Source organism: Nocardia sp. NPDC056541 (genome assembly GCF_042794235.1).
Taxonomy (GTDB): domain Bacteria; phylum Actinomycetota; class Actinomycetes; order Mycobacteriales; family Mycobacteriaceae; genus Nocardia.
Window position 1 is genome coordinate 225,351 of the sequence record NZ_JBHTUD010000008.1, and the last position, 22,925, is coordinate 248,275.

A 22,925-nucleotide genomic window follows, 5' to 3' on the forward strand; every position below is an offset into this window, starting at 1 on the left:
AGAGTGAACCACTGGGTTTGGTGTTACCAGGTGTTACCAATGGGAAGGGAGGGGTGCTCCGGTCCCGGAGCACCGACCGAACATGCAACCAAACATCATCAAGGCCGGAATCTGCTCTACCGTCTCCGCCGCGGTGGTGGTGTCGCTGTCGGGATTGGTCCCCGTGACCGCCCACGCCGCCCCTGAACCAGCGACCAGCGAGCAGCTCGCCGGTAAGACGATCTTCCTCGACCCCGGTCATCAGGGGACGGCGCATTCCGAGGACCTGAGCCGCCAGGTCGACAACGGTCGCGGCGGTACCAAGGACTGCCAGACCACCGGCATGACCTCGCTCAACGGCATCCCCGAGCACACCATCAACTGGGATGTCGCCCAGCTCGTGCGCGCGTCTCTGGAGGCACTGGGTGCCGATGTGGTGCTGAGCCGCGCCGACGACACCGGGTGGGGCGGCTGCGTCGACGATCGCGCCCGCGCCGCCAACCAGTCCGGCGCCGACGTGGCGGTGAGCATTCACGCCGACAGCGCGGGCCCCGACCAGCACGGCTTCCACATGATCGTGCCCCAGCTCCCCATTCCCGACTCGATCGCCGACAAGGCGCAATCCGGTGGTGGGCGACTCGTGTCGAGCGCGGTCCGCGACGCCTACCTGGCGGCCGGCTTCTCACCCGCGAACTACGCGGGCGTCAAGGCGGGCCTGCAGACCCGCGAGGATGTGGCGGGCCCGGCGCTGACGCAGGTGCCGCTGGTGTTCGTCGAGATGGGCAACGGCGCCAATGTCGGCGACGCCGCCCGCCTGGAATCGCGCGAAGGCCAGCTCGAGCACGCCGTCGCCATCGCGACCGGCGTCGTCGGGTTCCTGCTGAACAAGCCGATTCCCGCCTACGCCGCCGCGCCGGGTCGGATACCGGTCGCGACGACCGCACAGGAACCCCAGCGCGCACCCGCCGCCGACCCGACCGAGACCCCCACGCCCAGCACCGACGCACCCGCGCCCGGACCGGCAGGGAGCCAGAACGGAGCTTCCGCCCCGGCCGAGGATCCCAACGCCGCCGGAACTCCCACCGAGGGTACGAACGGCGCGCCGGCGCCCACCACCGATCCGGCCGAGCCCACGCAGCCGTCGAAGAAGCCCAGCGGGACCACCGCGTCGACGCCGGAATCCGACACGACGACACCCACACCGGCCCAGTCGCCTGCTTCGACGACTGCGACGCCGGGAGCGACAGCGCCCGCCCACGCTCCCGCACCGGCACCCGCGCAAGCTCCCGCGCCCGACCGGGCACCGGCCGATTCGTCCGCACCTCCCGGTGGTCCGAGCGAACAGACGGCACCGTCCGAGGGCCCGGCTCCCGCCGACGCCAACGCGCCTGCCACTGCTGCTCCGATCCCCCAACGGGTCCCGATCGCGAACCCGGCTCCGGTAGCCCCCGTCCGCACCGCGTCTCCCGGCGCCCCGGCCCGCACCGCGTCACCCGGGGCTCCCGCCGCACCGTCCACCACCACCCCGAAGAACCGCGGCACCAGCCCGAAGACCCAGGCGACGCCCAACGAATCCGAGCTCGATCTGAGCACGCTCGGCGGTCCGATCACCACCGTCATGACGCTGCTCATGCCGCTGGCGCAAGCGCTCGGCATGGACGAGTCGACCATCCCCGGCCAGCTGATCAATCTCGCGTACACCCTGGTAGGCATGGTTTTCAGCCCGTCCTGACCACCGTTGGCCGCACGTCGACCCGCCCACCTCTGATCGCAGGGGTGGGCGGTGTGCTGCATGGGGACGGACGGAGGGAATCCGGCGTGGTGGACCGGTCGACGTCGCCGCGGTGACATGGTGGCAGCATGGGTGCGGTGATTCCTGTCGTGATCGTTGCTGGGTTTCTCGGTTCGGGGAAGACGACCCTGCTCAATTACCTGTTGCGCAACAATCGGGGAACCCGGATCGGGGTAGTGGTCAACGATTTCGGGGCGGTGAACATCGACGCGATGCTGGTGGCGGGGCAGGTCGACGCGATGGTGTCGCTCGGCAACGGGTGTGTGTGCTGCGCGGTGGACGTGTCCGAACTCGACGATCTGTTCGCGCAGCTGGCGCAGCCGCGCAGCGCGGTGGATGTGATCGTGGTGGAGGCCAGCGGACTGGCCGAGCCGCGCAACCTGATCCGGATGGTGATCGCCAACCCCAACCCGCGCATCGCCTACGGCGGCCTGGTCGAAGTGGTCGACGCCGAGCAGTTCGCCGCCACCAGCACGCAACATCCTGAGCTGGTGACCCATCTGCGGATGGCGGATCTGGTGCTGGTGAACAAGGCCGATCGAGTCGGGGCCGAGGCGCTGGCCGATTTGCGCGCACAGCTGACCGATTGGGTCGGGCAGGTGCCGGTCTACGCGACGACGCACGGCCGCATCGACCCCGGTCTGCTGTTCGACGACCGGGCACCCGAGCAGCTGAAAACAGCCGAGCAACTGAGCTTCGACACATTGCTCGACGACCATGATCACGACGACCCCGACCATCGCCACCTTCACGACGACTACATCTCGATGGCGTTCACGAGCGAGCGTGCGTTGAATCCGCGTGCGCTGGTGGCCTTTCTGGAAGATCCGCCGTCAGGACTGTTCCGTGCCAAGGGATGTGTCGCGTTCGCGGTGGCAGGGGAGCGCCGCAAGTTCGAAGTCCACCTGGTAGGCAGGCACGTGGTCGTCACCCCCGGAAGCTGGGCGCGCGGCGAGCGCCGTGTCTCGAATCTGGTGCTGATCGGTGCCGGACTGGATACGGTCGCGGCGTTGAAACGCTTGGACGACACCGTCTTCGACGGCGAGACGCCGTTGGACGAGCAGGAGATGCTCGGCGTGTGGCGGTACGCCACGCAGTAGCGTCAGCCGCAGGCGTTGACCCATTCGGAAAGCCCGTCGGCGAACAACTGCCGCTTCCAGATCGGCACCTCGTGCTTGATCCGGTCGACCAGCTCGGCGCAGACGGTGAACGCCTCGGCCCGATGCGGCGCGGCCACCGCCACCACGATCGCCAGTCCGCCGATCGTGAGCGACCCGATGCGATGCGTCGCCGCGACCGGAAGTCCGCTCGCCTGCGCCACTTCCGCGCAGATCGCGTGCAGGAAGCGCTCGGCCTGGGGATGCGCGGAGTACTCCAGCGAGGTCACCGCCTGGCCACCGTCGTGGTTGCGCACCTTGCCGGTGAACACCACCACCGCGCCGAATTCCGGTCCGTCGACCGCCTTTTCGACGGCGAGGGGATCGAGGTCGTGATCGCTGATGGTCGCCAGCCGAACCGCACCGAAGTCACTCATGGTTGCCGCCTCCGGCTACTTGCGCGAGCAGATGATCCAACAGCGGTTCCAGCACCGCCGTCCCGTCCTTCACCCCGCCGGGCGAACCGGGCAGGTTCACGACAACGGTCCCACCGGCCAGCCCGGCAACGCCGCGACTCAGCGCGGCGAGGGGGAACTTCGCGGTCCCACGCTGCCGAATGGCATCGGCGACACCGGGTAGCTCACGATCGAGCACGGCGCGGGTGGCCTCGGGTGTCGCGTCGGTGGGCGAGGCACCGGTGCCACCGGTGGTGACGACGAGCGCCGGCGCCCCGCTGAGTGCGTCGGCCAGCCCGGCGGCGATCTCGGCATCGGCGTAGACCAGTGGCCCACGCACCGAAAAACCTCGCGCGGTCAGCCAGTCGACGAGGACGGGCCCGGTGGTGTCGGTGCGGGTACCGGCCGCGGTACCGGTAGACGCGACAACCACGACCGCGGTCCGCGAAAAGATCGGGGCGTCAGGCGATTGCGCCGCAGCGCCGCCCTGGGATTCGGTGGTCGCCGGCAGCGCGGACTCGGCACCGGCGCTCGCGTCCACCTGTGCCGATCGGTCGAGCGCCGGTGTGCCGGTGTCGGATCGATCTTCGGGTCGCACCCAATGCCCGTGCTTTCCACCCTCTTTGGTGACCAGCCGAACCCCGTTCATCACGGCAGCGGGATCCACCGCCTTCACCATGTCGTGCAGGGTCAGCCCGGCCACGGCTACCGCGGTCAGTGCCTCCATCTCGACCCCGGTGGGCCCCTTGGTCTTCGCCGTCGCCTCGACTGTGATGGTGGTCTCGGTGAACCCGAACTCCACCTTCACCGACGACAACGCCAGCTGATGACACAGCGGAATCAGCTCGGAAGTCTTTTTCGCACCGGCGATTCCGGCCAGTCGTGCCGTGGACAGCACATCGGCCTTGGGCATTCCCTCGGCCCGCACCAACGCGACCACTTCCGCGGTCGTCTGCAATTCGCCTGCGGCGACAGCGATCCGGGTGGTGTCGGCTTTCGCGCTGACGTCGACCATGCGCGCGCGACCCTCGCGGTCGACGTGGGACAACTCGCTCATAGCGATAAGATTCGCACAGCGACACCGGCGGCCAGCGAGGTGACCTCGGCGGGAACGTCGACCAGGACATCGGCCCAGGCCATCCCCGCGATGAGATGTGAGCCGGGGCCCGAGATCACTTCCACCCCGTCCTCGGTCAGCAGGCCGCGTAGGTATTGGCGACGACCGGCGGGGGAGCGAAGCGGTGTGAGCAGAGTCGTCTCGCCGCTCACGAGCTCCGGCAATCCGGCCAGCGCGCGTACGGCGGGGCGCGCGAACACGGCGTAGGACACCATCGTGCTCACCGGGTTGCCCGGGAAGCTGAGCACGGGGACCTCGTCGACCACCGTGTAGCCCTGCGGTCCGCCCGGCTGCACCGCGACCGAGCCGAAGGTCCCGCCGAGCGGGCCCAGCACATCCTTGACGACCTCGAAGTCACCCTTGGACACGCCACCGGAGGTGAAGACCAGGTCGGCGACGGCGGTCGCGGCGTGCAGTACCGAGGCGAACACCGCGGGGTCGTCGGTGCTGTGCGCGACCTCGACCACCTCGACACCGTCGGCCCGCAACGCGGCGGCCAGCGCGATGCCGTTGGAGTTGTAGATCTGGCCCGGGGCCAGCACGGCGCCCGCGGGCTGGAGTTCGTCCCCGGTGGTGATGCAGACAGCGCGTAATCGGCTCAGGGCAGGCACCGTGGGCAGGCCGACAGCGGCCAGTGCGGCGATATGGCGGGGCGCGAGCACCGTGCCTGCCCGCGCGACGAGCTCGCCGGTGCGCACATCGGTACCGGCTTCGCGCACGAATTCGCCACGTCCGCGGCCACGTTCGACCACGATCCGTCCCTCGCCCGCCTGCACATCCTCGACCGGCACCACACAGTCGGCGCCGGGGGGCATCGGCGCACCGGTCATCACCTTCACCGCGGATCCGGCGGGCAGCGCGTCGGTGCCCGGCCTACCCGCCGCCACCACGCCGGCCACCGGCAGCGTGACCGGGGTGACGGCCACATCGGCCGCCCGCACCGCGTAGCCGTCCATCGCCGAGTTACGGAACACCGGCAGATCGATCGGCGACACCACATCGGCCGACAGCGTGCGGCCGAGCGCCTCGGGGACCGGCACCTGTTCATCCGGGCGGTCGGCGAGGCGGGCCAGCAGCGCGGCGACGGTGTCGCGGTACTCGTCGACGCTGCGCGCCGACGCGGTAGCGGGCCGGGGAGTCATGCTGCCCAGCTTAATCGTCGGTGTCGGGGCCGGTCGGGGTCGCGTTGCTCACGGTGGTGGGTGGGCGACGGTGAGCTGACGAGTTCGCGAAGAATCGGCCCGGCGCACGGAATGTGACGGGCCTTACGGGTCATACTGTAGAGATGACGCTGGTCGAGATGGGGATACCCGCCGTGCGATCGGAGCGGCCGTCCCTGGACGGCAGGCCCGAGACGCCGTTCCTCGTCGACCGCTTCGGCCGGATCGCTCGCGACCTGCGCGTGTCCATCACCGAGAAGTGTTCGCTGCGCTGCACCTATTGCATGCCCGAAGAGGGCTTGCCGCCGATCCCGCGCCAGGAACTGCTCACCGCCGACGAGATCGTGCGGCTGGTGTCGCTGGCGGTGCGCGAGCTGGGTGTGCGGGAGGTGCGGTTCACCGGCGGCGAACCGCTGATGCGTCGTGAACTGGAACAGATCATCGCGGGCTGTCATGCGGCGGTGCCCGGCACCCCGCTGGCTATGACGACGAACGGCGTCGGCCTGGAACATCGCATCCATAAGCTCGCCGCGGCCGGTCTGACCAGGGTCAACGTCTCCCTCGACACCGTCGACCGGGAAGATTTCACCCGCCTCACCCGCCGCGACCGGCTGGAGTCGGTCCTCAACGGCATCCGTGCCGCGCGCGACGCGGGGATGGCGCCGGTGAAGGTCAACGCCGTGCTGATGCGCCAGAATCTGGCGGGCGCGGCCGACCTGCTCGCGTGGTGCCTGGCCGAACAGTGCGAACTGCGCTTCATCGAGGAGATGCCCCTCGACGCCGACCACGAGTGGGCCCGCGATCACATGGTGACCGCCGCCGACCTCCTCGACGTCCTCGGCGAGCGCTTCACCCTGACCCCCACCGCCCGTGCCGACCCGTCGGCCCCGGCCGAGAAATGGCTGGTCGACGGTGGCCCGGCAACGGTCGGGATCATCGCCACGGTCACGCGCAAGTTCTGCGACAGCTGCGACCGCACCCGGCTCACCGCCGACGGCATGCTGCGTTCGTGCCTGTTCAGCGACCAGGAGTTCGACGTGCGCACCGCGCTGCGGGCAGGCGCCGACGACGACGAGGTCGCCGAACTGTGGCGCGGTGCCATGTGGCAGAAATGGGCCGGTCACGGTATCGACGCCGCCGGTTTCGTCCCCCCGGAACGCACGATGGGAGCCATCGGTGGTTGAGGTCCGCTATTTCGCCGCCATCGCCGACGCGGTCGGCAAGAACACCGAATCTCTCGACCTCCCCGACGGCGCCACCGTCGCCGACCTGCGCGCCACTCTCGCCGCCACCTATGGCTCCGACATCGACAGCCTCGTCGGCGTCTGTGCCTTCCTCATCGGCGACGAGCTCACCCGCGACCCGTCGGCCATGCTCCGCGACCGAGTCGACGTTCTCCCGCCTTTCGCGGGCGGCTAGCCGTGGTCCAGAGCAAGGCCCCCGACGTAGCGACCTACCTCGCCGAAGTCCCGGCGGATCGCCGCGAGGCGCTCACCAGGCTGCGCGACCTGTGCCTCCAGGAGCTGCCGGGCTTCACCGAGGTGCTGTCCTACGGGATGCCCGCCTACGAACGCGACGGCACCGGCGAGGTCGCCTTCGCCGGCCAGAAGCACTACATCTCCTTCTACCTCCTGCGCGCGACGTCCGCGCGGCGTTCGCCGACCGTCTCGCGAGCCAGGACATGGGCAAAGGATGCCTGCGCTTTCGCAAAGAACCGGACTACGAGCTGGTTCGGGACCTGCTGCGAGCTACCGCGTCCGGTGAAGGCGCCCAGATCTGCTGATCCGGTGGGGCCGGGAGCACGCCCCTAGCGCCACCAGGTGTCGAGCGGTGTCACCGGGACGGTGCGCTTGTGGCGGGTGTTGGTGAAGATCGACTCCACGCGGGCGGCCACCTCGGGGGTGACGTCCTTGCCTTCGAGGTAGTCGTCGATCTCGGCGTAGCGCAGGCCGAGTGCGTCCTCGTCGGCGAGGGCGGGGCGGTCGTCTTCGAGGTCGGCGGTGGGGACCTTGGACCAGATGCTCGAGGGGGCGCCCAGTTCTTGCAGGAGGGCCGCGCCCTGGCGCTTGGTGAGACCGGTGAGGGGAGTCAGGTCGACACCGCCGTCGCCGAACTTGGTGAAGAACCCGGTGACCGCTTCGGCCGCGTGATCGGTGCCGACCACCAGCAGGCTTTCCTGGCCCGCGAGGGCGTACTGGGCGACCATCCGCTCACGCGCCTTGATGTTGCCGCGCACGAAGTCGCGCAGGCGCTCGTGATCTAGCGCGCCCGCCACCTCGATGCCCACCGCATCGGCGCTGGGCCGGATGTTCACCACGACCGTGCGATCGGGGTCGATGAAATTCAAGGCGGTCTGCGCGTCGTGTTCGTCGGCCTGCACGCCGTAGGGCAGCCGCACCGCGAGGAACTTCGCCTCGACACCGTCGGCGCGCAGCTCCTCGACGGCCAGCTGGCACAGCCGACCGGCCAGCGCACTGTCCTGGCCGCCACTGATCCCGAGGGCGAATCCCTTGGCCGGGGTGGTGGCCAGGTAGTCCTTCAGGAAGTCGACGCGCCGCCGGACCTCCTGCTTCGCCTCGATCTCGGGCAGCACACCCAATTCGGCAATGATCTGTTCACGCAGTGTCCCCATGCGGTCTCACTCTACTTGGGGGACAGGCGAAACGACCCGGCGAACGAGCCATTCCCAGTTGTCGCCGATCTGATCGCGCGTGTAGCCGAGCACTTCGACCTGGTGGATGACCAGCGCCGCCGTCAGTGTGGACAGCAGGGTGTCGGCGATCAGCGGAACCTCACCGTCGACGCCGATCGCGCGAAGCAGCAGCATGACGTGCGCCTTGTGCAGGGCGTAGGGTCCGCCACCGAAACGCCCGTCCTTCTCCGCGGCCTGGTGCAGATCGCCCTCGACCTCGATATCGAGCAGCCGGGTGCGCCCGAAGGCGATCAGCCGCTCGACCGGGCCTGCCTCGGGACCGAGCGGCGCGGGCCCGAACATGAACGCGGCCTGGAATTTCTGCTCGGAGTGATCCAGCAGGGCCAGCATGAGCCCGGTCCGGTTGCCGAACCGGCGAAAGACCGTGCCCTTGCCGACCCCCGCGCGTTTGGCGAGCGCGTCCATCGTGAGGCCGTCGACGCCGTGCTCGCGCACCAGCTGCTGGGCCGCGTCGAGCAGCAGCGCGCGATTGCGCGCGGCGTCGGCACGTTCGACGGGTTCCGCGCTGCCGGGCAGCGGCCGCCCGATCCCCAGCAGGGGCGGCTCGTCGGACTGGGGTGTGCCATAGCTCACGCCGCTCACACGTCCTCCGCGGGAAGTAATCGGACCGGGGTCCGGTTAATGTCGGATGAAACTTGGATCATTCCACTGAGTACACCAGGAGTCGCAATGAGCGAGACCCGCATCCTTACTCTCGTCGGAAGCCTGCGCGCGGGCTCCATCAATCGCCGCCTGGCCGAGGCTGCCGTACAGACCGCGCCCGCCGGTGTCGATATCGCCATCTACGAGGGTCTCGGCGAGATTCCGTTCTACAACGAAGACCTCGACGTTCCCGGCGAGGTGCCCGCGCAGGCCGAGGCACTGCGTGCCGCCGTCGCCGCCGCCGACGCCGTCCTGCTGGTCACCCCCGAGTACAACGGCACCCTGCCCGCCGTGCTGAAGAACGCCATCGACTGGGCCTCGCGTCCGTACGGCGCCGGTGCGATCAAGGGTAAGCCGGTCGCCGTGGTGAGCGCGTCGATCAGCCCGAACGCCGCGGCGTGGGCGCACGGCGACACCGTCAAGTCCGTCGGCGTGGCGGGCGGCGTCGTCGTCGAGTCGGCGCATGCGCAGTTCGCGACCATCGGCGAGCGCTTCGCGCAGACCCATCCGGCCGAGGACGCCGAGGCGCTGACCCAGCTCGGCGCGACCGTGCACGAGTTGGTCGCCGCGGTGAACGGCACGTTGGTCACGGCGTAAGCTGGTCGTTCGGCAGGGCGTCGCATCCGTCACGGATGCGACGCCCTTTCGCTGTCCACCGAGTTTGCTGAAGACTCGCCGGTAGATGAAATCGTGATCTGAACCACTGTTTTCCCTGCTGGCCGGTGGCCCGTCCTGGGACTTACCGCGTGGGAATTACATCCGTGCGACTCGCAACACCTTGTGTTGTTCCCATCTGTCGGACACTAGGTGTAGTGTCTGTCGTACTGGAAGACGGTGTGGAGCCACCACTGATCGGGCCCAAGGGAAGGGGTTGCGAGCAGGGCTTTCTTCGCTAGATCCAGGAGTTTGCGCAGCATCACCCGTTCGTGCATTGCATACGGATCACAGGCTGTGGATCAGGCATAGGAGAGAGGGACTTCCATCATGACCATCACCGTGTACACCAAGCCCGCTTGCGTGCAGTGCAACGCCACCTACAAGGCTCTCGACAAGGTCGGCGTGGACTACGACGTCATCGACATCTCGGAGAACGACGAGGCGCGTGACTTCGTCATGGCGCTGGGCTACCTGCAGGCGCCGATCGTCGTCGCGGGTGACGATCACTGGTCGGGCTTCCGTCCCGATCGCATCAAGGCGCTCGCCGTCGCGGCTGCCTAGTTCGCACCGGTTCGCCGGTAAGGAGGCGCCATGCCCGAGCAGAGGACTCCGGGCGGGCTGGTCTACTTCTCCAGCGCTTCGGAGAACACTCATCGTTTCGTCGAGAAGCTCGGTCTTCCGGCAACTCGACTTCCGCTACACACCACCGCTGAATCGCCGCGGATCGACGAACCCTACGTGCTGATCACCCCCACCTATGGTGGTGGTCGGCACGTCATGGGTGGAGAGCGTCCCGACAAGGACCTCGTTCCGCGGCAAGTCGCCAAGTTCCTCAACGACCCACACAACCGCGCGCTGCTGCGCGGGGTGATCGCGGCCGGCAACACGAACTTCGGCGATACCTATTGCGTTGCAGGAGACATCATCTCGCAAAAATGCGGGGTGCCGTATCTGTATCGCTTCGAACTCATGGGAACCGCTGAGGACGTCGCGCGCGTCCGAGAGGGATTGGGATTGTTTTGGCAACAGCAACCACAGCACCGGCAGGCAAGTCAGCACGCCTAGAGCAGTCGGCGGTGCGCGGCGAGGCGGGCGAGGTGCTCGACTACCACGCCCTCAACGCGATGCTGAACCTGTACGGCCCCAACGGCGAGATCCAGTTCGACAAGGATCGCGAGGCCGCGCACCAGTACTTCCTGCAGCATGTGAACCAGAACACCGTCTTCTTCCACAATCTGGACGAGAAGCTGGACTACCTGGTCAAGGAGAACTACTACGAGACCGAGGTGCTCGACCAGTACGGTCGCCCCTTCGTCAAGCAGCTGTTCCAGCAGGCCTACGCCAAGAAGTTCCGGTTCCCGACCTTCCTCGGCGCGTTCAAGTACTACACCTCGTACACGCTCAAGACCTTCGACGGTAAGCGCTACCTGGAGCGTTTCGAGGATCGCGTCTGCATGGTCGCGCTGACGCTGGCCGCCGGCGACGAGGTGCTGGCGAGCAACCTGGTCGACGAGATCATCGACGGCCGGTTCCAGCCCGCCACCCCCACCTTCCTCAACTCCGGCAAGAAGCAGCGCGGCGAGCCCGTGTCCTGCTTCCTGCTGCGTATCGAGGACAACATGGAGTCCATCGGGCGCTCCATCAACTCCGCGCTGCAGCTGTCCAAGCGCGGTGGCGGTGTCGCGCTGCTGCTCAGCAACATTCGTGAGCACGGTGCCCCGATCAAGAAGATCGAGAACCAGAGCTCGGGTGTCATCCCGATCATGAAGCTGCTGGAGGACTCCTTCTCCTACGCGAACCAGCTGGGTGCGCGTCAGGGCGCGGGCGCGGTGTACCTGCACGCGCACCACCCCGACATCTACCGTTTCCTCGACACCAAGCGCGAGAACGCGGACGAGAAGATCCGCATCAAGACGCTCTCGCTCGGTGTCGTGATCCCCGACATCACCTTCGAGCTGGCGAAGAAGAACGAGGACATGTACCTGTTCTCGCCCTATGACGTCGAGCGTATCTACGGTGTGCCGTTCGCCGATGTGAACGTCACCGAGAAGTACTACGAGATGGTCGACGACAAGCGCATCCGCAAGTCGAAGATCAAGGCGCGCGAGTTCTTCCAGACCATCGCCGAGCTGCAGTTCGAGTCGGGCTACCCCTACATCATGTTCGAGGACACGGTGAACCGGGCCAACCCGATCAAGGGCAAGATCACCCACTCGAACCTGTGCTCGGAGATCTTGCAGGTCTCCACCCCCTCGGAATTCAACGATGATCTGTCGTATTCCAAGGTGGGCAAGGACATCTCGTGCAACCTGGGTTCGCTCAACATCGCCAAGGCGATGGATTCGCCCGACTTCGGTCAGACGATCGAGACCTCGATCCGCGCGCTCACCGCCGTCTCGGATCAGACCCACATCTTCTCGGTGCCCTCGATCGAGCAGGGCAACAACGAGTCCCACGCCATCGGCCTCGGTCAGATGAACCTGCACGGATACCTGGCCCGTGAGCGGGTCCACTACGGCTCCGAAGAAGGTGTGGACTTCACCAACATCTACTTCTACACCGTGGTCTACCACGCGATTCGGGCCTCGAACCTGATCGCCAAGGAGCGCGGCTCCGCGTTCGGTGGGTTCGCCGACTCCAAGTACGCCAGCGGCGAGTACTTCGACAAGTACACCGACCAGGCATGGGAACCCAAGACCGACAAGGTGGCTCAGATGTTCGCCGACGCCGGCGTGCGCATCCCCACCCAGGACGACTGGCGTCTGCTCAAGGCCTCGGTGCAGGAATACGGCATCTACAACCAGAACCTGCAGGCCGTGCCGCCGACCGGTTCGATCTCCTACATCAACCACTCGACCAGTTCGATCCACCCGGTGGCGTCGAAGATCGAGATCCGTAAGGAAGGCAAGATCGGCCGCGTCTACTACCCGGCCCCTTACCTGGACAACGACAATCTCGAGTACTTCGCTGACGCATATGAAATCGGCTACGAAAAAATCATCGACACCTACGCCGCGGCCACGCAGCACGTGGACCAGGGCTTGTCATTAACCCTGTTCTTCAAAGACACTGCAACCACCCGCGACATCAACAAAGCCCAGATCTACGCCTGGCGCAAGGGAATCAAGACGCTCTACTACATCCGATTGCGCCAAATGGCCTTGCAAGGGACTGAAATAGAGAATTGCGTCAGCTGCATGCTGTAATTCCTCGTTAGCAAACTCGGCGCGGAGGTCAGATGGGCACGGCAACTGCTGGTGTGATCTACGGAGTTCGCCTCCGCGCCGAGTTCGACTACCGCTACGTAGGGCTGACAACAAAGTCGGAGCATGTGCGACTCCGTCAGCACTTCAAGGTCGCCAGCACTGGTCGAAAGACCCCGTTCTATGACTGGCTGCGAAAACAGGACCGCGACGAGGTGATAGCGGATGTCCTGGATTGGGTATGGGGCCTGAAGAAGCTCGGTCGGGCTGAGATCGATTGGATCGCGTACCTTCGTAAGGAAGGCCAGCCGCTACTCAACCTGGCTGATGGCGGACTCGGGCCTGTTGGGGTGGTCTGGACTGCGGAAATGCGGGAGGCGGCGCGGATCCGGTCGACTGGTCGGCCCGGTGTGAGTCGGTACGGCGAAGAGAATCCATTTCACGGGCGCACTCACTCGGCTTCACAGCGAGAGAAATGGTCGCTCGAACGCAAAGGCACATACGAAGGCGAAGCCAATCCGAACTATGGGAAGTTCGGCCCAGAACACCCTGGATTCGGCCGTGTGATGTCGGAGCAATCGCGTCTGCGCCTTTCGGAGACGAGAACCGGCGCGGGAAATCCGAACTACGGGCGGACAGCCAGCGCCGAGACTCGAGCGAAGATGTCTGCTGTTCGGAAGGGGCGGCCAATGCCCTCTAGCAGACGTAACGCACACACTCGCTATCATACGAACAAGGCTGTGTTCAAAGAATCTTGTGCGTATTGCGTTGAGGATCTTGCGACGCGCGACGATCCCAAACCGGATGCCGATAGCTGAACCCTCGCTGCCAGCAGATGGGTCAGGCAATCCAAATTCTTTGTCGCGAGCCGATCCGGTCCCTGGTGTCAGTCGGTAGTGCTGAAGAGGTCGAAGCAGGACCAGCCGCCGCGGAACCACTGGACGGTGAGCTGCCAGGTCGATGGGTAGGTGCCGTCGGCGTAGCGCAGTCGGAGTCCGTACCGGCACTTGCCGATCGTTGTCCGGGTGAGGTGCTGGATGACCGTGCGGTGCAGGAAGGACGCGCTCAGCCAGGCGAGGAGGCCGTACAGGACGGCTGTCGGGCCGGGTGCGAGGTACCAGGCGGTGGCGCCGATCGCGGCGTGCAGCGTCATATCGATGAGGAACGCGGGGATCACGCCGGTCTCGTCGCCGCTGGAAGTGCGTCCGGTGAGCGGGAATTCGTCTGTCGAGCGCTCCCGCGTTTCGGATGTGACGAACATCGGCTCGGCGTCACGTTCGTATCCGCGCTCCCGCGTCGCGTGCCGGGACGGTGCTGCGTTGCTCATGGAGGTCAGCGTGGTCGACACCGCTTAACAAGCACCCGGTGCCGACCTTGCCGACCTGATCACCGCCGGTGTCAGCCCGCGGATCCCGATGACAGCCAGGGGAATCCGGAGGCCGAGCCGGTGCCACCGCCGGAGGGAAGATCCGCTCCCGCCGAGCCGGGGCGGTGGATGCGAACGGTGACCGGGTCGGTGCCGTCGGCTTCCACGGTGACGATGCGCGCGCCGGGCGCCGAGGTGACCCGGCCGCCGGTGACCTTCACCTCGTAGCCGTCCGGATGGAACAGATCCGAGACGTAGATCTCGGTCGGCGCCGAGGCCTGGCGAGGCCGGTACCGATACGCGAAATCGCCTGTGCTGGAGTCGAAGACCATGCCATCGGGAATTCCCGCGGTGGCTTGTGGATAGGTGCGGACCAGTTCGCGCCCGAGTTCACCGCGGAAAGGATCACCGTCGCGGGCGCTGTAATGCCAGTAGTGCCAGCCGACGAACCGTTCGTCGGCCCGGGTGGTGGTGTTGCGCAACACAGTCGGATCGCCGTCGCCGAATTCGGTGACCATGGTGGGGATGTCGGTGCGGTCGGCGAACGCGTCGATGTTCGACCAGGTCCGGTCCTGCTGCGGCGGGCACAGGGCGCGCAGCTCCTCGGGCAGGCCGAGGTAGATCGCGAGCTGGCTGGGAATGCAGTAATCGTGCGGGGAGAAAACGATGTTCGGGCTGGTGATCGGTGGATTCTTGCCCAGGTGGCTGGGCATGGTCTCGTTCCAGGTGACATTCGGTTCCCAGAACACCGGCACCGTGGCATTGCGTGCCCGCACCGCATCGGTCAGCTGTTGCAGCGCCCGTTGATATTTCACGTCGAAGTCGGGGCAGCCGTCGGGATAGCAGGTGAGAAACGCTGAGCCGGGCCACGGTTCGTTGAGCAACTCGATCCCGAGCACGCTCGCGCGCCCGGTCATGCGCTCGGCGAGCGCGCCCAGCGCCACCCCCAGATGGTTCAGCACCCCGTAGGTGTTGTTCCACACCTCGTCCCACCCGGCATTCATGCTCGGCATCAGGTAGTACAGCGGGAATCCGGGATTCGGCTCACCGTCCGCGGGCCGGGCGCGGATCGCCCATTCGGGAAACCCGTTGCCGTTCCAGATCTTCGACAATCCGTCCTGGTGATTGTCGAGCAACGTGTAGATGCCGTGCGCGGCAAGGGTATCCACGACATTCTCGACCCGGTCTAGGTAGGCGGTATCGACAACACCCGCCGTCGGCATCAGTCCGTCGAACGAGACCCCGAGCCGGACTGTGGTGAACCCGTGCCGAGCCAGTGTCGCCGCCGCTTCGTCGGTGAGGGTGAATCCGTCACCGGGTTGCAGGTAGGGCGCGTCCTTGTCGACGGTGTTCACCCCGTGGAGCAGCACGGTGCGTCCGTACCCGTCGATCAACGCCGACCCCTGTGCCCGCAGGGGCGTCAGCGGTCTCGCGGGGTCGGCGGTCACCGGGGCGCTGCTCACGGCCAGCCCGGCTGCGAGTGCGAGCGCCGTCATCCAGCGCACCGGTCGCCTCATCGTCCTCATCATCTGCGTCCTCGATCCCCAGGTGGACGCTCGTTCAACTGAACGAATGTCCAAGTCTGTTGGCGAGAGAACATAGCCGGACCGCCATGATGTGGTCAAGGCCACAATCATGAAAGAGCCTGAATCGCTTCGTGTTCGATGCCGGATCTGCCTCGCCGCCGCTGTCGACGAGCTGCTGGCCGCGGGCTGGGCTATCGCGGATCCGCTGTCGGAGCACGCCGGCAGTGAACGGGGGTAACCCTCGGCCTGTGGCCGGTGCGGGGTGTGAGTGTTCGTCACAGTCGTGGTGTGAGTGAGGTGGTGACCGGACCAAGTCTTGTCGAACGATCGCTCGGTGAGGTTGCGAGCCTTGTTAACGTGGCCGCGTTTTGCGATGCACGGTGAGAGGGAACGGATGAAGCGCGCGCTCATGGTGGTAGCGACCGGGGGATTGGCGTTGGCGACGCTCGTCGGATGCTCGAGCGCGGAGCCCGAGGCCGCGCAACCGAAGGCATTGTTCGAGCCGTGCACCGGAGTCACCGCGGACGCACTACAGAAGGCCGGTGTCGACCCCGCGACGAAGGTGGCGGCAGGTGCGGTGTCCGCCGGTTGGCAGACCTGCGAATGGACCGGCGCCACCGCCTACCTGAGGGTGTTCTCGACCTCGCGAACTCTCGCGGAGTTCGAGAAGGAAGCAGGTCCGACACCTTTCACCGACTACACGGTCGCGGGCCGCGCCGGCCGTCGCCTCGGCGACACCCCTACCTCCTGCGACATCCTCTTCGCCGCGTCCCAAGGCGTCATCCGCATGGTCGTGGTGAACAACCCCACCCAGCAGACCGCCGATGCCTGCGCCACCCTGCGCCACATGGGCGATTCGATCATTCCGACCTTCCCGACCTGAGCCGAGTCCGACTGGGTTCAGCCGAACGAGCAGCAGAGTTCGATGGTGCAACCGACGCCGCGAAACCATTCTGCGACGAGGCGGCCGAGGGTGGGGTAGGTGCCGTCGGCGTAGCGGATTCGAAGGCCGAACAGCGACTTGCCGAGCGTTGTTCGGGTGAGGCGCTGGACGAAGGTCCGGTGGATGAACGAGGCGGCCAGCCAGGCCAGGGCGCCGTACGCGAAGGCCACCGGGGTCGGGAACACGAACCAGACAGCGGCGCCGATCGCGAGGTGCAGTGCCATGTCGATGGGGAACGCGAGCCACATCCAGGTGGAGCTGCCGTGTGCGTTCGTCGCGAGCAGCGGGAACTCGGGTTTCGGCTCCGGCTTGTCGGGGACCGCGGGAACGAAGATCAGTCTGCCGTCAACATCTCGCTCGTATCCGGCGGCGAGAACCTTCGCCTCGTTCCGCACGGTCACCGGGTCGCTCATGGACGAAAAGGTAGGTGGCGACGCTTATGACCGGCCGTGGATTACGCCAATGCCGGGATCACCTCGCGTTCGAAGAGTTCGATGCCGGAGGTGTCGTAGGCGGCTTCCGGGAAGTTGACGATGGTGTAGGCGAGGCCGAGGTTCTTCACCTTCGTGAGGCGTTCGACGATTTGTTCCGGGGTGCCGACGGCCGCGCTGGCTGCGAACTGTTCGTGCACACGGGCTTTCGCCTCATCGGCGCCGAGGAAGGGAGTGAAGCGGTCGACGATGGTCGAGAGTCGTTCTTGTACTTCGGTTTCGGTGGTACCGACAATGGCGTTGAAGTTCGAGCTGCGGGTGATGGCGGAGAAATCGGTACCGACCTCTTCGCAGTGCTGGCGCAGGATGTCGGACTTGCGGGCGAACTCGTCGGGGTCGCCGCTGAAGTTGGTGTAGTCAGCGTATTTGGCGGCGATGCGCAGGGTCTTCTTCTCGCCGCCACCGGCGATCCAGATCGGAATCCCGTTCTCCTGCAACGGTCGTGGGTGCACGATGGCGTCGTCGACCTGGTAGTACTTGCCGTCCAGGGTCGCTCGTCCGGTCTTCCACGCCTCGCGGAAGATCTGGACACCTTCGTCGAGGCGGCCGAGGCGCTCACCGGCGGACGGGAAGCCGTAACCGTAAGCGCGCCACTCGTGTTCGTACCAGCCGCCGCCGATGCCCATCTCCACCCGGCCACCCGAGATGAGATCGACGGTGGCTGCCACCTTGGCGAGGTAGGCGGGGTTGCGGTAGCTCATGGCAGTACACATCTGGCCCAGCCGCACCCGGGAGGTGGTGGCCGCGAACGCCGCCATCAACGTCCATGCCTCGTGGGTGGCTTCGTCGGTGGGAACGGGCGTGGTGTGGAAGTGGTCGTAGACCCAGATCGACTCCCAGTCCGAGCCCGCGTCGAACCGCTGGGCCAGTTCGCGCATCACCGACCACTGGTCGGCCGGTTCGATACCGACCAGATCTAGCCGCCAGCCCTGGGGAACGAAGATGCCGAAGCGCACAGGTTTTCTCCTGGAGTGAATGGAACTCGAGCGGCGCGCCACACGCCGCGGCTGTCGAGATCCACTGTTCCACTTCTGCGCGCTCAGGCAACTATTGTGCGCGCACCGCGCTGAACCCTGGACCGGCCGTTATGCGCCGAAAATCAGTTGGCACGCGGGGAAAACCCGGGCATGCTTGCAGACGTATGAACAATATTTCGCTACCCCGCCTCGGCGTCGACTTCGGCCGAGTGATTCAGGGGGCCGCGCTCACACCGGGCGCCGCGGACACCGTATTCCTGTCGGGCGGCTTCGACGAAGCAATGAGCACTCCACCCGGTCCCGACGCGTTCGCGGTGCTCAACCGGCTGGTGAGCCGCTTCGACGGCAACGCCTGGGTGATCTCGAAATGCGGTCCGCGCATCGAACAGCGCACCAGGCAATGGCTCGACCATCACGACTTCGCCGCCCGCACCGGCATTGCCCGAGAACACTTGCGCTTCTGCAGAACTCGCGCGGGCAAGGCGCCGCACTGCGCCGAACTCGGCATCACGCACATGATCGACGACCGGCTCGAAGTGCACGCGACCCTGCGCGATCTGGTGCCCAGGCTGTACCTGTTCGGCGCGCAGACCGGGCCGATCCCGTCGTGGCTGACCCACACGCCCGACTGGCCCGCGGTCGAGCGTGCGGTCGGCGCGGATCTCGCAGGTCAGACGCTCGGATCGCCGTAGGACGCGGCGATGTCCTTGCTGCTCGGCCACCCGCTGTAGGTCGGTGATTGCGGCCAACCCTCGGGGCTGTCCTGCCATTCCTCTTGGCGGCCGTAGGGAAGCGCGTCGATGAGGCCGAAGGTGTAGGCGAGTTGTTCGGTGCCGCGGCCGTCGGTGTGCCAGCTGCGGTAGACGGTGTCGCCGTCGCGCAGGAAAGTGTTCACGGCGAAACCCGCGCCGGGGCCCGCGCCCATGTCGGCGCCGAACGGGCTGTCGGCGGTCGAATACCAGGTCATCGCGTTCCCGACGCGCTTCTTGTAGGCGAGTGCCTCGTCCATCGGCCCCTGCGTCACGATGACGAATCGCGCGTCGTAGCCGTCGAGGAAGTCCAGTCGTGCGTACTGCGCGGTGAGGCCGGTGCAGCCGGGGCACTGCCAGGTGTTTCCCGGTGTCCACATGTGGTGGTAGGTGATCAGTTGCGAGTGTCCGTCGAAGACCTCGGCGAGTGAAACGCCGCTGCCGTCTTCGGCTGTGAGCGTGTAGTCGGGCAGGCGGACGGCGGGCATGCGCCGGCGCTGGGCGGCGACGGCGTCGAGTTCGCGGGTCGCGGCCTTCTCCCGGATCCGGAGCTGATCGAGTTCGGCCTGCCAGACGTCCTGATCGACGATGGTGGGCAATGCGGTCATGGTGAGCCACCCTTCAATGTGTACGGCGTGCACATTTGATATGTTCACACCGTACACTCTGGCGAAAGGGGCTTCAAGAGTTGGCCTATCACCACGGTGATCTCGCGGCGGCCTTGGTCGAGGCCGGGCTGGAACTCACCAGGGCCGGCGGCCCCGGCGCCTTGACCATCCGTGCGGTCACCCGCCAGGTCGGCGTCACACCGAACGCCGCCTACCGGCACTTTCCCGACCGGCGTGCCCTGCTGCGCGCGGTCTCGGACGCGATCGAGTCCAGGATGGCCGAGGGGATGGAGCGCGGCCCCGCGACCGGTCGTGCGAGCCTGCGCGCGGTCGGTCTCGGCTATATCGGGTTCGCGCTGCTCGAGCCCGGCTGGTTCGCGGTCGCGTTCTTCGGTGCCGGTGACACCTCGCCCGAGTCGGTCGTCGACTCGCCCGCCTACCTCGCCCTCGCCGACGCGCTCGACATGATGGTGCACATCGGCGAGCTCGCTCCGGCGGCGCGTGCGGGTGCGACCTGGAGTTGCTGGTCCACCGTGCACGGATTCGCGGAACTGGCGTTGCGCGGGCCGTTGCGGCACCTGGACCGCGCCGAACTGTGGCCGCTCGCCGAGCAGGCCGTCGACACGGTCATCGCGGGGCTGCCGTCGGTGGTGTGATCGGTATCACTGTGACCAGTGGTACGCGAGCTGAAGGTGAAACGATCGGCCCTCGCATGTAGTCTCATCAGTGGAAGGGTGTGCCCGAGTGGGTACTCCAAGCGATCCGCGGAGCGATCACCCGCGGCGACTGCGAGGAGGTGGGGTTGCAATGCGCAACGAACCTCCCAGTCGAAGGCCGCGCGGCGTCACCCCTTCGTCCTCGTACTGCCGATCCTGACCTGCTCGGTCCGGTCTGTGCGTGCCGGCCTCGGTGGTGGACGCCCCGCGGTGTGAACCACCGTCACTCGTTCCACTTCTCGCGCATCCTGTAGCTGTCCGTGCCGCAGGCGTGCGCGCTGTCACGCCAGAGGACTCGATCATGTCGAACGTCGATCTCGTCACCACCCGTCATGTGCCCACCGAAACCGTTGTGCCCGAAGTGGTTTCACCACGCCGCGCGGCGGTGGAAGACCACGCTGTCACCGAGGCGCTCGCGATCCTGTCCGAATCGGTACGCGACATCGTCGAGACCCACCGGGTCTGTGGCGGCCTGGACTGGCTCGACAACCGGCCGCCGCACGTCATCGCCGACGCGCTGGCCCGCATGGACGCCGTGCAGGCCGGTGTCGTGTTCCGGCTGCTCGACAAGGAGCGCGCGCTCAGCGTGTTCGAGGAGCTGGAGCCGGTCGACCAGCAGCAGATCCTGCAGGGCCTGCGCGAGAAGAGCTTTCGCGATCTCGTCGAGGCGATGGACCCCGACGACCGCGCCCGCATGCTGCACGAAGCGCCCGCCAAGGTCGCCAAGAAGGTCCTCGCCGGGCTGAGCCCGCGCGAGCGCCGGATGACCGCCACGCTGCTCGGCTACCCCGAGGGCTCGGTCGGGCTGTACATGACGCCGGAAGTCGTTGCGCTGCCGGACAATCTGACCGTCGCGCAGGCGCTGGGTTGTGTGCGCGCCAAGGGCGCCAACGCCGAAACGGTCTACACGCTGCCCGTGGTCGATCGCGGCCGCCGCCTCACCGGCATCGTCGAACTGCGCGAGCTGGTGCTGCACGCGCCGGACGCGATGGTGTCCGAGCTCGTCGTCACCGAGCCGCCGTTCGTGCGGGCCACCGATGCCGCGGAGAAGGCCGCCCGGCTGATGAGTTCCACCAACCTCATCAACCTGGTGGTCGTCGACAGCGAGGACCGGGTGGTCGGGCTGCTCACCATCGACGACGCGATGGAGGTGCTCGAGGCCGCCGACAGCGAGGACGTCGCCAAGCAGGCCGGTTCGGCGCCGTGGGAGGGCCACTACATGGCCGCCAAGGTGTTCCAGCTGGCGCGGTATCGGGCGCTGTGGTTGATGCTGCTGCTGTTCGCGGCGACCCTGACCGTGAGTGTCACCGACATGTTCGCCACGACGCTCGAACAGGCCGCGAGCCTGGCGCTGTTCATCCCGTTGCTGATCGGCGCGGGCGGCAACGCGGGTGCGCAGGCGGCGACGGCGTGCGTGCGCGCGCTGGCCGTCGGCGAGGTGCGGGTCTCGGATCTGTTCAAGGTGATCTGGCGCGAATGCCGGGTCGGGCTGGTGCTCGGCAGCATGCTGGCCGCGGCCGGACTGCTGATCGGCACGGTGTTCGTGGGGCCGAAGATCGCCATCGTCGTGGCCATCACGTTGGTGGTCATCTGCGGCTGGGCGGCGACCATCGGCGGCACGATGCCGTTGCTGGCCAAGAAGTTCCGGATCGACCCCGCGGTCGTGTCGGCGCCGATGGTGACCACCCTGGTCGATGCGACCGGGCTGATCATCTACTTCACGACCGCGAAGCTCGTGCTGGGGATCTAACGCTGCGGAAAGAGTGTGAGCGCCTGTGCCATGACGTCTTTCGCGACGTCGTCGGTGGCGGCGACCACCTCGACCACGGGGATGCGCCTGCCGAAAACGGTGGATTCGGCGGGCAGTTCCGGGCCGACGGCCGCGGTGTAGATCGGGATCGAGCTGTCGTACACCGAGACCGAGCGGTGCACGGTGCGGCCGTTGATGTGGTCCTCGGTGCTGTTGGCGGCGAGATACTCGGGCACGCGGTACTCGTAGCTCACGGTGATCTTCTCGCCGCGATAACCGAACAGGCACTGAGTGAGTCGCTGTTCGTCGTCGGGGACGGCGCCGGCCAGTCTGCCCCGGACCGTGCACGGATCCGCGCCGAGCAGCACCGTCGGCGCGGTGTCGGGGGAGGTGCCCTGTTTCGGCGACTGACGCCAGCGCTCGATCATGCCGGGCACGAGTTCGTCGGCGACCGCGCACGGGTTCTTGCCCGGTGTGGAAAGGCCGAGATAGAAGGCCGCGCTCGACGGGAACTGGGCGGTCACGCCGCAGGCGCGCGGTTCACCCGTATCGCGGTCGGGGACCGTGCGGACGTTCGCGTCGCCGATCTGCCGCGTGGTGCCCCGGCCACCGGCCGACAGGCTGCTCAGCAGGGTGGCGTGCCAGGTCAGGGTCGAGCCCTCACCGGCTTTGTCGCTGCCGATGATGGCCCGGCACGAATCCAGGCCGACGGTCACGCTCTTGACCTCGCCGAGCCGTGCCAGCGTGTCGCGCGGAAGCAGCGCGCAGACATCGACCTGGCGGGTCGCCTGGGCGACCTCGGCTCGCTGGGCGAAATCCTGGGGGACCTTCGACCAGAACTCGGGGGGCTGGGCGGGTATCACCGGTGCGGGCGGCGGCGGCAGCTCCCCGTAATCGGGTGGGTTGCCCGCGTCGTCACTCCCGCATCCGGCGCACACGAGCAACGCGGCAGCGGCCAGCGCCATCCTGCGATCCATCGGCACC

General features: G+C 67.0%; 26 protein-coding genes. 15 read left to right on the top strand and 11 right to left on the bottom strand.

Translation table 11 applies throughout. The annotated features are described in order from the left end of the window. The first annotated feature begins 82 nt into the window (after nt 1–82). Together ACFQ9R_RS16450 and ACFQ9R_RS16455 are read left to right on the top strand one after the other, a co-directional pair. Complete coding sequence (locus ACFQ9R_RS16450; RefSeq protein WP_378991480.1) at nt 83–1,711, top strand: N-acetylmuramoyl-L-alanine amidase; 1,629 nt, start codon at nt 83–85, stop codon at nt 1,709–1,711. Between the two features lie 128 nt (nt 1,712–1,839). Continuing rightward, nucleotides 1,840–2,871 carry a CobW family GTP-binding protein gene (locus ACFQ9R_RS16455; protein WP_378991481.1) on the top strand — a complete coding sequence of 344 codons (1,032 nt, stop codon included), beginning with the start codon at nt 1,840–1,842 and terminating at the stop codon, nt 2,869–2,871. 2 nt (nt 2,872–2,873) lie between these two features. Here ACFQ9R_RS16455 and ACFQ9R_RS16460 read toward each other — a convergent pair whose 3' ends face one another. The 3 genes from ACFQ9R_RS16460 to glp are packed head-to-tail and all read right to left on the bottom strand — an operon-like array spanning nt 2,874 to nt 5,582. Next, nucleotides 2,874–3,305, bottom strand: coding sequence for a molybdenum cofactor biosynthesis protein MoaE (locus ACFQ9R_RS16460; RefSeq protein WP_378991482.1), 432 nt, complete (start codon nt 3,303–3,305; stop codon nt 2,874–2,876). Next, nucleotides 3,298–4,380 carry a bifunctional molybdenum cofactor biosynthesis protein MoaC/MoaB gene (gene moaCB / locus ACFQ9R_RS16465; RefSeq protein ID WP_378991483.1) on the bottom strand — a complete coding sequence of 361 codons (1,083 nt, stop codon included), beginning with the start codon at nt 4,378–4,380 and terminating at the stop codon, nt 3,298–3,300. Before moaCB ends, ACFQ9R_RS16460 begins: the two co-directional genes overlap by 8 nt. Further along, nucleotides 4,377–5,582: a gephyrin-like molybdotransferase Glp gene (gene glp / locus ACFQ9R_RS16470; protein WP_378991485.1), complete on the bottom strand. Its 1,206-nt coding sequence runs from the start codon at nt 5,580–5,582 to the stop codon at nt 4,377–4,379. The genes moaCB and glp overlap by 4 nt, the downstream gene beginning before the upstream one ends. A 143-nt stretch (nt 5,583–5,725) precedes the next feature. Between glp and moaA the strand changes: the two genes are divergently transcribed. From moaA to ACFQ9R_RS16485, 3 genes are read left to right on the top strand one after another with little or no spacing between them, the layout of a single operon-like run. After that, nucleotides 5,726–6,784 (top strand): GTP 3',8-cyclase MoaA, encoded by a 1,059-nt coding sequence (moaA, locus tag ACFQ9R_RS16475; RefSeq protein ID WP_378991486.1) that lies wholly within the window; start codon nt 5,726–5,728, stop codon nt 6,782–6,784. Next, the gene (locus tag ACFQ9R_RS16480) at nt 6,777–7,019 is read left to right on the top strand and encodes a MoaD/ThiS family protein (RefSeq protein ID WP_056812377.1); all 243 of its coding nucleotides are present in this window, start codon (nt 6,777–6,779) and stop codon (nt 7,017–7,019) included. The genes moaA and ACFQ9R_RS16480 overlap by 8 nt, the downstream gene beginning before the upstream one ends. 2 nt (nt 7,020–7,021) lie before the next feature. Then, a complete protein-coding gene (locus tag ACFQ9R_RS16485; RefSeq protein WP_378991488.1) occupies nt 7,022–7,411 on the top strand; it encodes an iron chaperone in 390 nt (129 codons plus the stop codon). On the opposite strand, the gene nadE is transcribed toward ACFQ9R_RS16485, so the two are convergent. Together nadE and ACFQ9R_RS16495 are read right to left on the bottom strand one after the other, a co-directional pair. Beyond that, nucleotides 7,408–8,232: an ammonia-dependent NAD(+) synthetase gene (nadE, locus tag ACFQ9R_RS16490; RefSeq protein ID WP_378633155.1), complete on the bottom strand. Its 825-nt coding sequence runs from the start codon at nt 8,230–8,232 to the stop codon at nt 7,408–7,410. The genes ACFQ9R_RS16485 and nadE overlap by 4 nt on opposite strands. Nucleotides 8,233–8,238: 6 nt before the next feature. Then, complete coding sequence (locus tag ACFQ9R_RS16495; RefSeq protein ID WP_378991491.1) at nt 8,239–8,886, bottom strand: TetR/AcrR family transcriptional regulator; 648 nt, start codon at nt 8,884–8,886, stop codon at nt 8,239–8,241. 96 nt (nt 8,887–8,982) lie between these two features. On the opposite strand from ACFQ9R_RS16495, the gene ACFQ9R_RS16500 reads away from it, so the two are divergent. From ACFQ9R_RS16500 to ACFQ9R_RS16520, 5 genes are all read left to right on the top strand, one after another. Then, entirely contained in the window at nt 8,983–9,552 is a 570-nt protein-coding gene (locus ACFQ9R_RS16500; RefSeq protein ID WP_378991493.1) for an NAD(P)H-dependent oxidoreductase, read from the top strand. A gap of 387 nt (nt 9,553–9,939) precedes the next feature. Then, on the top strand, nt 9,940–10,173 hold the full coding sequence (nrdH, locus tag ACFQ9R_RS16505; protein ID WP_358063548.1) for a glutaredoxin-like protein NrdH: 234 nt from the start codon (nt 9,940–9,942) through the stop codon (nt 10,171–10,173). A 30-nt stretch (nt 10,174–10,203) separates the two neighbouring features. Next, nucleotides 10,204–10,677: a class Ib ribonucleoside-diphosphate reductase assembly flavoprotein NrdI gene (gene nrdI, locus ACFQ9R_RS16510; protein WP_378991494.1), complete on the top strand. Its 474-nt coding sequence runs from the start codon at nt 10,204–10,206 to the stop codon at nt 10,675–10,677. 11 nt (nt 10,678–10,688) lie between these two features. Next, nucleotides 10,689–12,818 (top strand): class 1b ribonucleoside-diphosphate reductase subunit alpha, encoded by a 2,130-nt coding sequence (gene nrdE / locus ACFQ9R_RS16515; protein ID WP_378991634.1) that lies wholly within the window; start codon nt 10,689–10,691, stop codon nt 12,816–12,818. 32 nt (nt 12,819–12,850) lie between these two features. After that, nucleotides 12,851–13,633: an NUMOD3 domain-containing DNA-binding protein gene (locus ACFQ9R_RS16520; RefSeq protein WP_378991495.1), complete on the top strand. Its 783-nt coding sequence runs from the start codon at nt 12,851–12,853 to the stop codon at nt 13,631–13,633. Nucleotides 13,634–13,701: 68 nt separating this feature from the next. Here the strand turns inward: ACFQ9R_RS16520 and ACFQ9R_RS16525 are convergent, their stop codons facing one another. Beyond that, on the bottom strand, nt 13,702–14,142 hold the full coding sequence (locus ACFQ9R_RS16525; RefSeq protein WP_378991496.1) for an RDD family protein: 441 nt from the start codon (nt 14,140–14,142) through the stop codon (nt 13,702–13,704). A gap of 71 nt (nt 14,143–14,213) precedes the next feature. Beyond that, nucleotides 14,214–15,698 (bottom strand): cellulase family glycosylhydrolase, encoded by a 1,485-nt coding sequence (locus ACFQ9R_RS16530; protein WP_378991497.1) that lies wholly within the window; start codon nt 15,696–15,698, stop codon nt 14,214–14,216. 118 nt (nt 15,699–15,816) lie between these two features. Between ACFQ9R_RS16530 and ACFQ9R_RS16535 the strand changes: the two genes are divergently transcribed. Together ACFQ9R_RS16535 and ACFQ9R_RS16540 are read left to right on the top strand one after the other, a co-directional pair. After that, nucleotides 15,817–15,945 (top strand): hypothetical protein, encoded by a 129-nt coding sequence (locus ACFQ9R_RS16535; protein WP_378991498.1) that lies wholly within the window; start codon nt 15,817–15,819, stop codon nt 15,943–15,945. A gap of 156 nt (nt 15,946–16,101) precedes the next feature. Next, complete coding sequence (locus tag ACFQ9R_RS16540) at nt 16,102–16,590, top strand: DUF3558 family protein (RefSeq protein WP_378991499.1); 489 nt, start codon at nt 16,102–16,104, stop codon at nt 16,588–16,590. 17 nt (nt 16,591–16,607) lie between these two features. On the opposite strand, the gene ACFQ9R_RS16545 is transcribed toward ACFQ9R_RS16540, so the two are convergent. Further along, complete coding sequence (locus ACFQ9R_RS16545) at nt 16,608–17,063, bottom strand: RDD family protein (RefSeq protein WP_378991501.1); 456 nt, start codon at nt 17,061–17,063, stop codon at nt 16,608–16,610. Nucleotides 17,064–17,104: 41 nt separating this feature from the next. Further along, entirely contained in the window at nt 17,105–18,097 is a 993-nt protein-coding gene (locus ACFQ9R_RS16550) for an LLM class F420-dependent oxidoreductase (protein ID WP_378991502.1), read from the bottom strand. Nucleotides 18,098–18,282: 185 nt separating this feature from the next. Between ACFQ9R_RS16550 and ACFQ9R_RS16555 the strand changes: the two genes are divergently transcribed. After that, on the top strand, nt 18,283–18,810 hold the full coding sequence (locus tag ACFQ9R_RS16555) for a hypothetical protein (RefSeq protein WP_378991503.1): 528 nt from the start codon (nt 18,283–18,285) through the stop codon (nt 18,808–18,810). Here ACFQ9R_RS16555 and ACFQ9R_RS16560 read toward each other — a convergent pair. Then, the gene (locus ACFQ9R_RS16560) at nt 18,789–19,475 is read right to left on the bottom strand and encodes a DUF899 family protein (RefSeq protein WP_378991504.1); all 687 of its coding nucleotides are present in this window, start codon (nt 19,473–19,475) and stop codon (nt 18,789–18,791) included. The genes ACFQ9R_RS16555 and ACFQ9R_RS16560 overlap by 22 nt on opposite strands. Before the next feature lie 80 nt (nt 19,476–19,555). Here ACFQ9R_RS16560 and ACFQ9R_RS16565 point away from each other — a divergent pair, with 80 nt between their 5' ends. Both ACFQ9R_RS16565 and mgtE read left to right on the top strand, forming a co-directional pair. Next, nucleotides 19,556–20,131 carry a TetR/AcrR family transcriptional regulator gene (locus ACFQ9R_RS16565; RefSeq protein ID WP_378991506.1) on the top strand — a complete coding sequence of 192 codons (576 nt, stop codon included), beginning with the start codon at nt 19,556–19,558 and terminating at the stop codon, nt 20,129–20,131. A gap of 361 nt (nt 20,132–20,492) precedes the next feature. Continuing rightward, the gene (gene mgtE, locus ACFQ9R_RS16570) at nt 20,493–21,941 is read left to right on the top strand and encodes a magnesium transporter (RefSeq protein WP_378991507.1); all 1,449 of its coding nucleotides are present in this window, start codon (nt 20,493–20,495) and stop codon (nt 21,939–21,941) included. Here the strand turns inward: mgtE and ACFQ9R_RS16575 are convergent. Continuing rightward, complete coding sequence (locus ACFQ9R_RS16575; protein ID WP_378991508.1) at nt 21,938–22,918, bottom strand: peptidase; 981 nt, start codon at nt 22,916–22,918, stop codon at nt 21,938–21,940. The genes mgtE and ACFQ9R_RS16575 overlap by 4 nt on opposite strands. Nucleotides 22,919–22,925: the final 7 nt, after the last annotated feature.

What these genes read in the sequence shown, in the direction of transcription:
- ACFQ9R_RS16540 (WP_378991499.1), top strand. Translation starts at nt 16,102, where the DNA reads ATGAAGCGCGCGCTCATGGTGGTAGCGACCGGGGGATTGGCGTTGGCG.
- ACFQ9R_RS16455 (WP_378991481.1), top strand. Translation starts at nt 1,840, where the DNA reads ATGGGTGCGGTGATTCCTGTCGTGATCGTTGCTGGGTTTCTCGGTTCG.
- ACFQ9R_RS16545 (WP_378991501.1), bottom strand. Translation starts at nt 17,063, where the DNA reads ATGAGCGACCCGGTGACCGTGCGGAACGAGGCGAAGGTTCTCGCCGCC.
- ACFQ9R_RS16500 (WP_378991493.1), top strand. Translation starts at nt 8,983, where the DNA reads ATGAGCGAGACCCGCATCCTTACTCTCGTCGGAAGCCTGCGCGCGGGC.
- nrdI (WP_378991494.1), top strand. Translation starts at nt 10,204, where the DNA reads ATGCCCGAGCAGAGGACTCCGGGCGGGCTGGTCTACTTCTCCAGCGCT.
- ACFQ9R_RS16450 (WP_378991480.1), top strand. Translation starts at nt 83, where the DNA reads ATGCAACCAAACATCATCAAGGCCGGAATCTGCTCTACCGTCTCCGCC.
- ACFQ9R_RS16520 (WP_378991495.1), top strand. Translation starts at nt 12,851, where the DNA reads ATGGGCACGGCAACTGCTGGTGTGATCTACGGAGTTCGCCTCCGCGCC.
- ACFQ9R_RS16555 (WP_378991503.1), top strand. Translation starts at nt 18,283, where the DNA reads ATGAACAATATTTCGCTACCCCGCCTCGGCGTCGACTTCGGCCGAGTG.
- ACFQ9R_RS16530 (WP_378991497.1), bottom strand. Translation starts at nt 15,698, where the DNA reads ATGAGGCGACCGGTGCGCTGGATGACGGCGCTCGCACTCGCAGCCGGG.
- ACFQ9R_RS16560 (WP_378991504.1), bottom strand. Translation starts at nt 19,475, where the DNA reads ATGACCGCATTGCCCACCATCGTCGATCAGGACGTCTGGCAGGCCGAA.
- nadE (WP_378633155.1), bottom strand. Translation starts at nt 8,232, where the DNA reads ATGGGGACACTGCGTGAACAGATCATTGCCGAATTGGGTGTGCTGCCC.
- ACFQ9R_RS16525 (WP_378991496.1), bottom strand. Translation starts at nt 14,142, where the DNA reads ATGAGCAACGCAGCACCGTCCCGGCACGCGACGCGGGAGCGCGGATAC.
- glp (WP_378991485.1), bottom strand. Translation starts at nt 5,582, where the DNA reads ATGACTCCCCGGCCCGCTACCGCGTCGGCGCGCAGCGTCGACGAGTAC.
- moaCB (WP_378991483.1), bottom strand. Translation starts at nt 4,380, where the DNA reads ATGAGCGAGTTGTCCCACGTCGACCGCGAGGGTCGCGCGCGCATGGTC.
- ACFQ9R_RS16460 (WP_378991482.1), bottom strand. Translation starts at nt 3,305, where the DNA reads ATGAGTGACTTCGGTGCGGTTCGGCTGGCGACCATCAGCGATCACGAC.
- ACFQ9R_RS16575 (WP_378991508.1), bottom strand. Translation starts at nt 22,918, where the DNA reads ATGGATCGCAGGATGGCGCTGGCCGCTGCCGCGTTGCTCGTGTGCGCC.
- ACFQ9R_RS16535 (WP_378991498.1), top strand. Translation starts at nt 15,817, where the DNA reads ATGAAAGAGCCTGAATCGCTTCGTGTTCGATGCCGGATCTGCCTCGCC.
- nrdH (WP_358063548.1), top strand. Translation starts at nt 9,940, where the DNA reads ATGACCATCACCGTGTACACCAAGCCCGCTTGCGTGCAGTGCAACGCC.
- mgtE (WP_378991507.1), top strand. Translation starts at nt 20,493, where the DNA reads ATGTCGAACGTCGATCTCGTCACCACCCGTCATGTGCCCACCGAAACC.
- moaA (WP_378991486.1), top strand. Translation starts at nt 5,726, where the DNA reads ATGACGCTGGTCGAGATGGGGATACCCGCCGTGCGATCGGAGCGGCCG.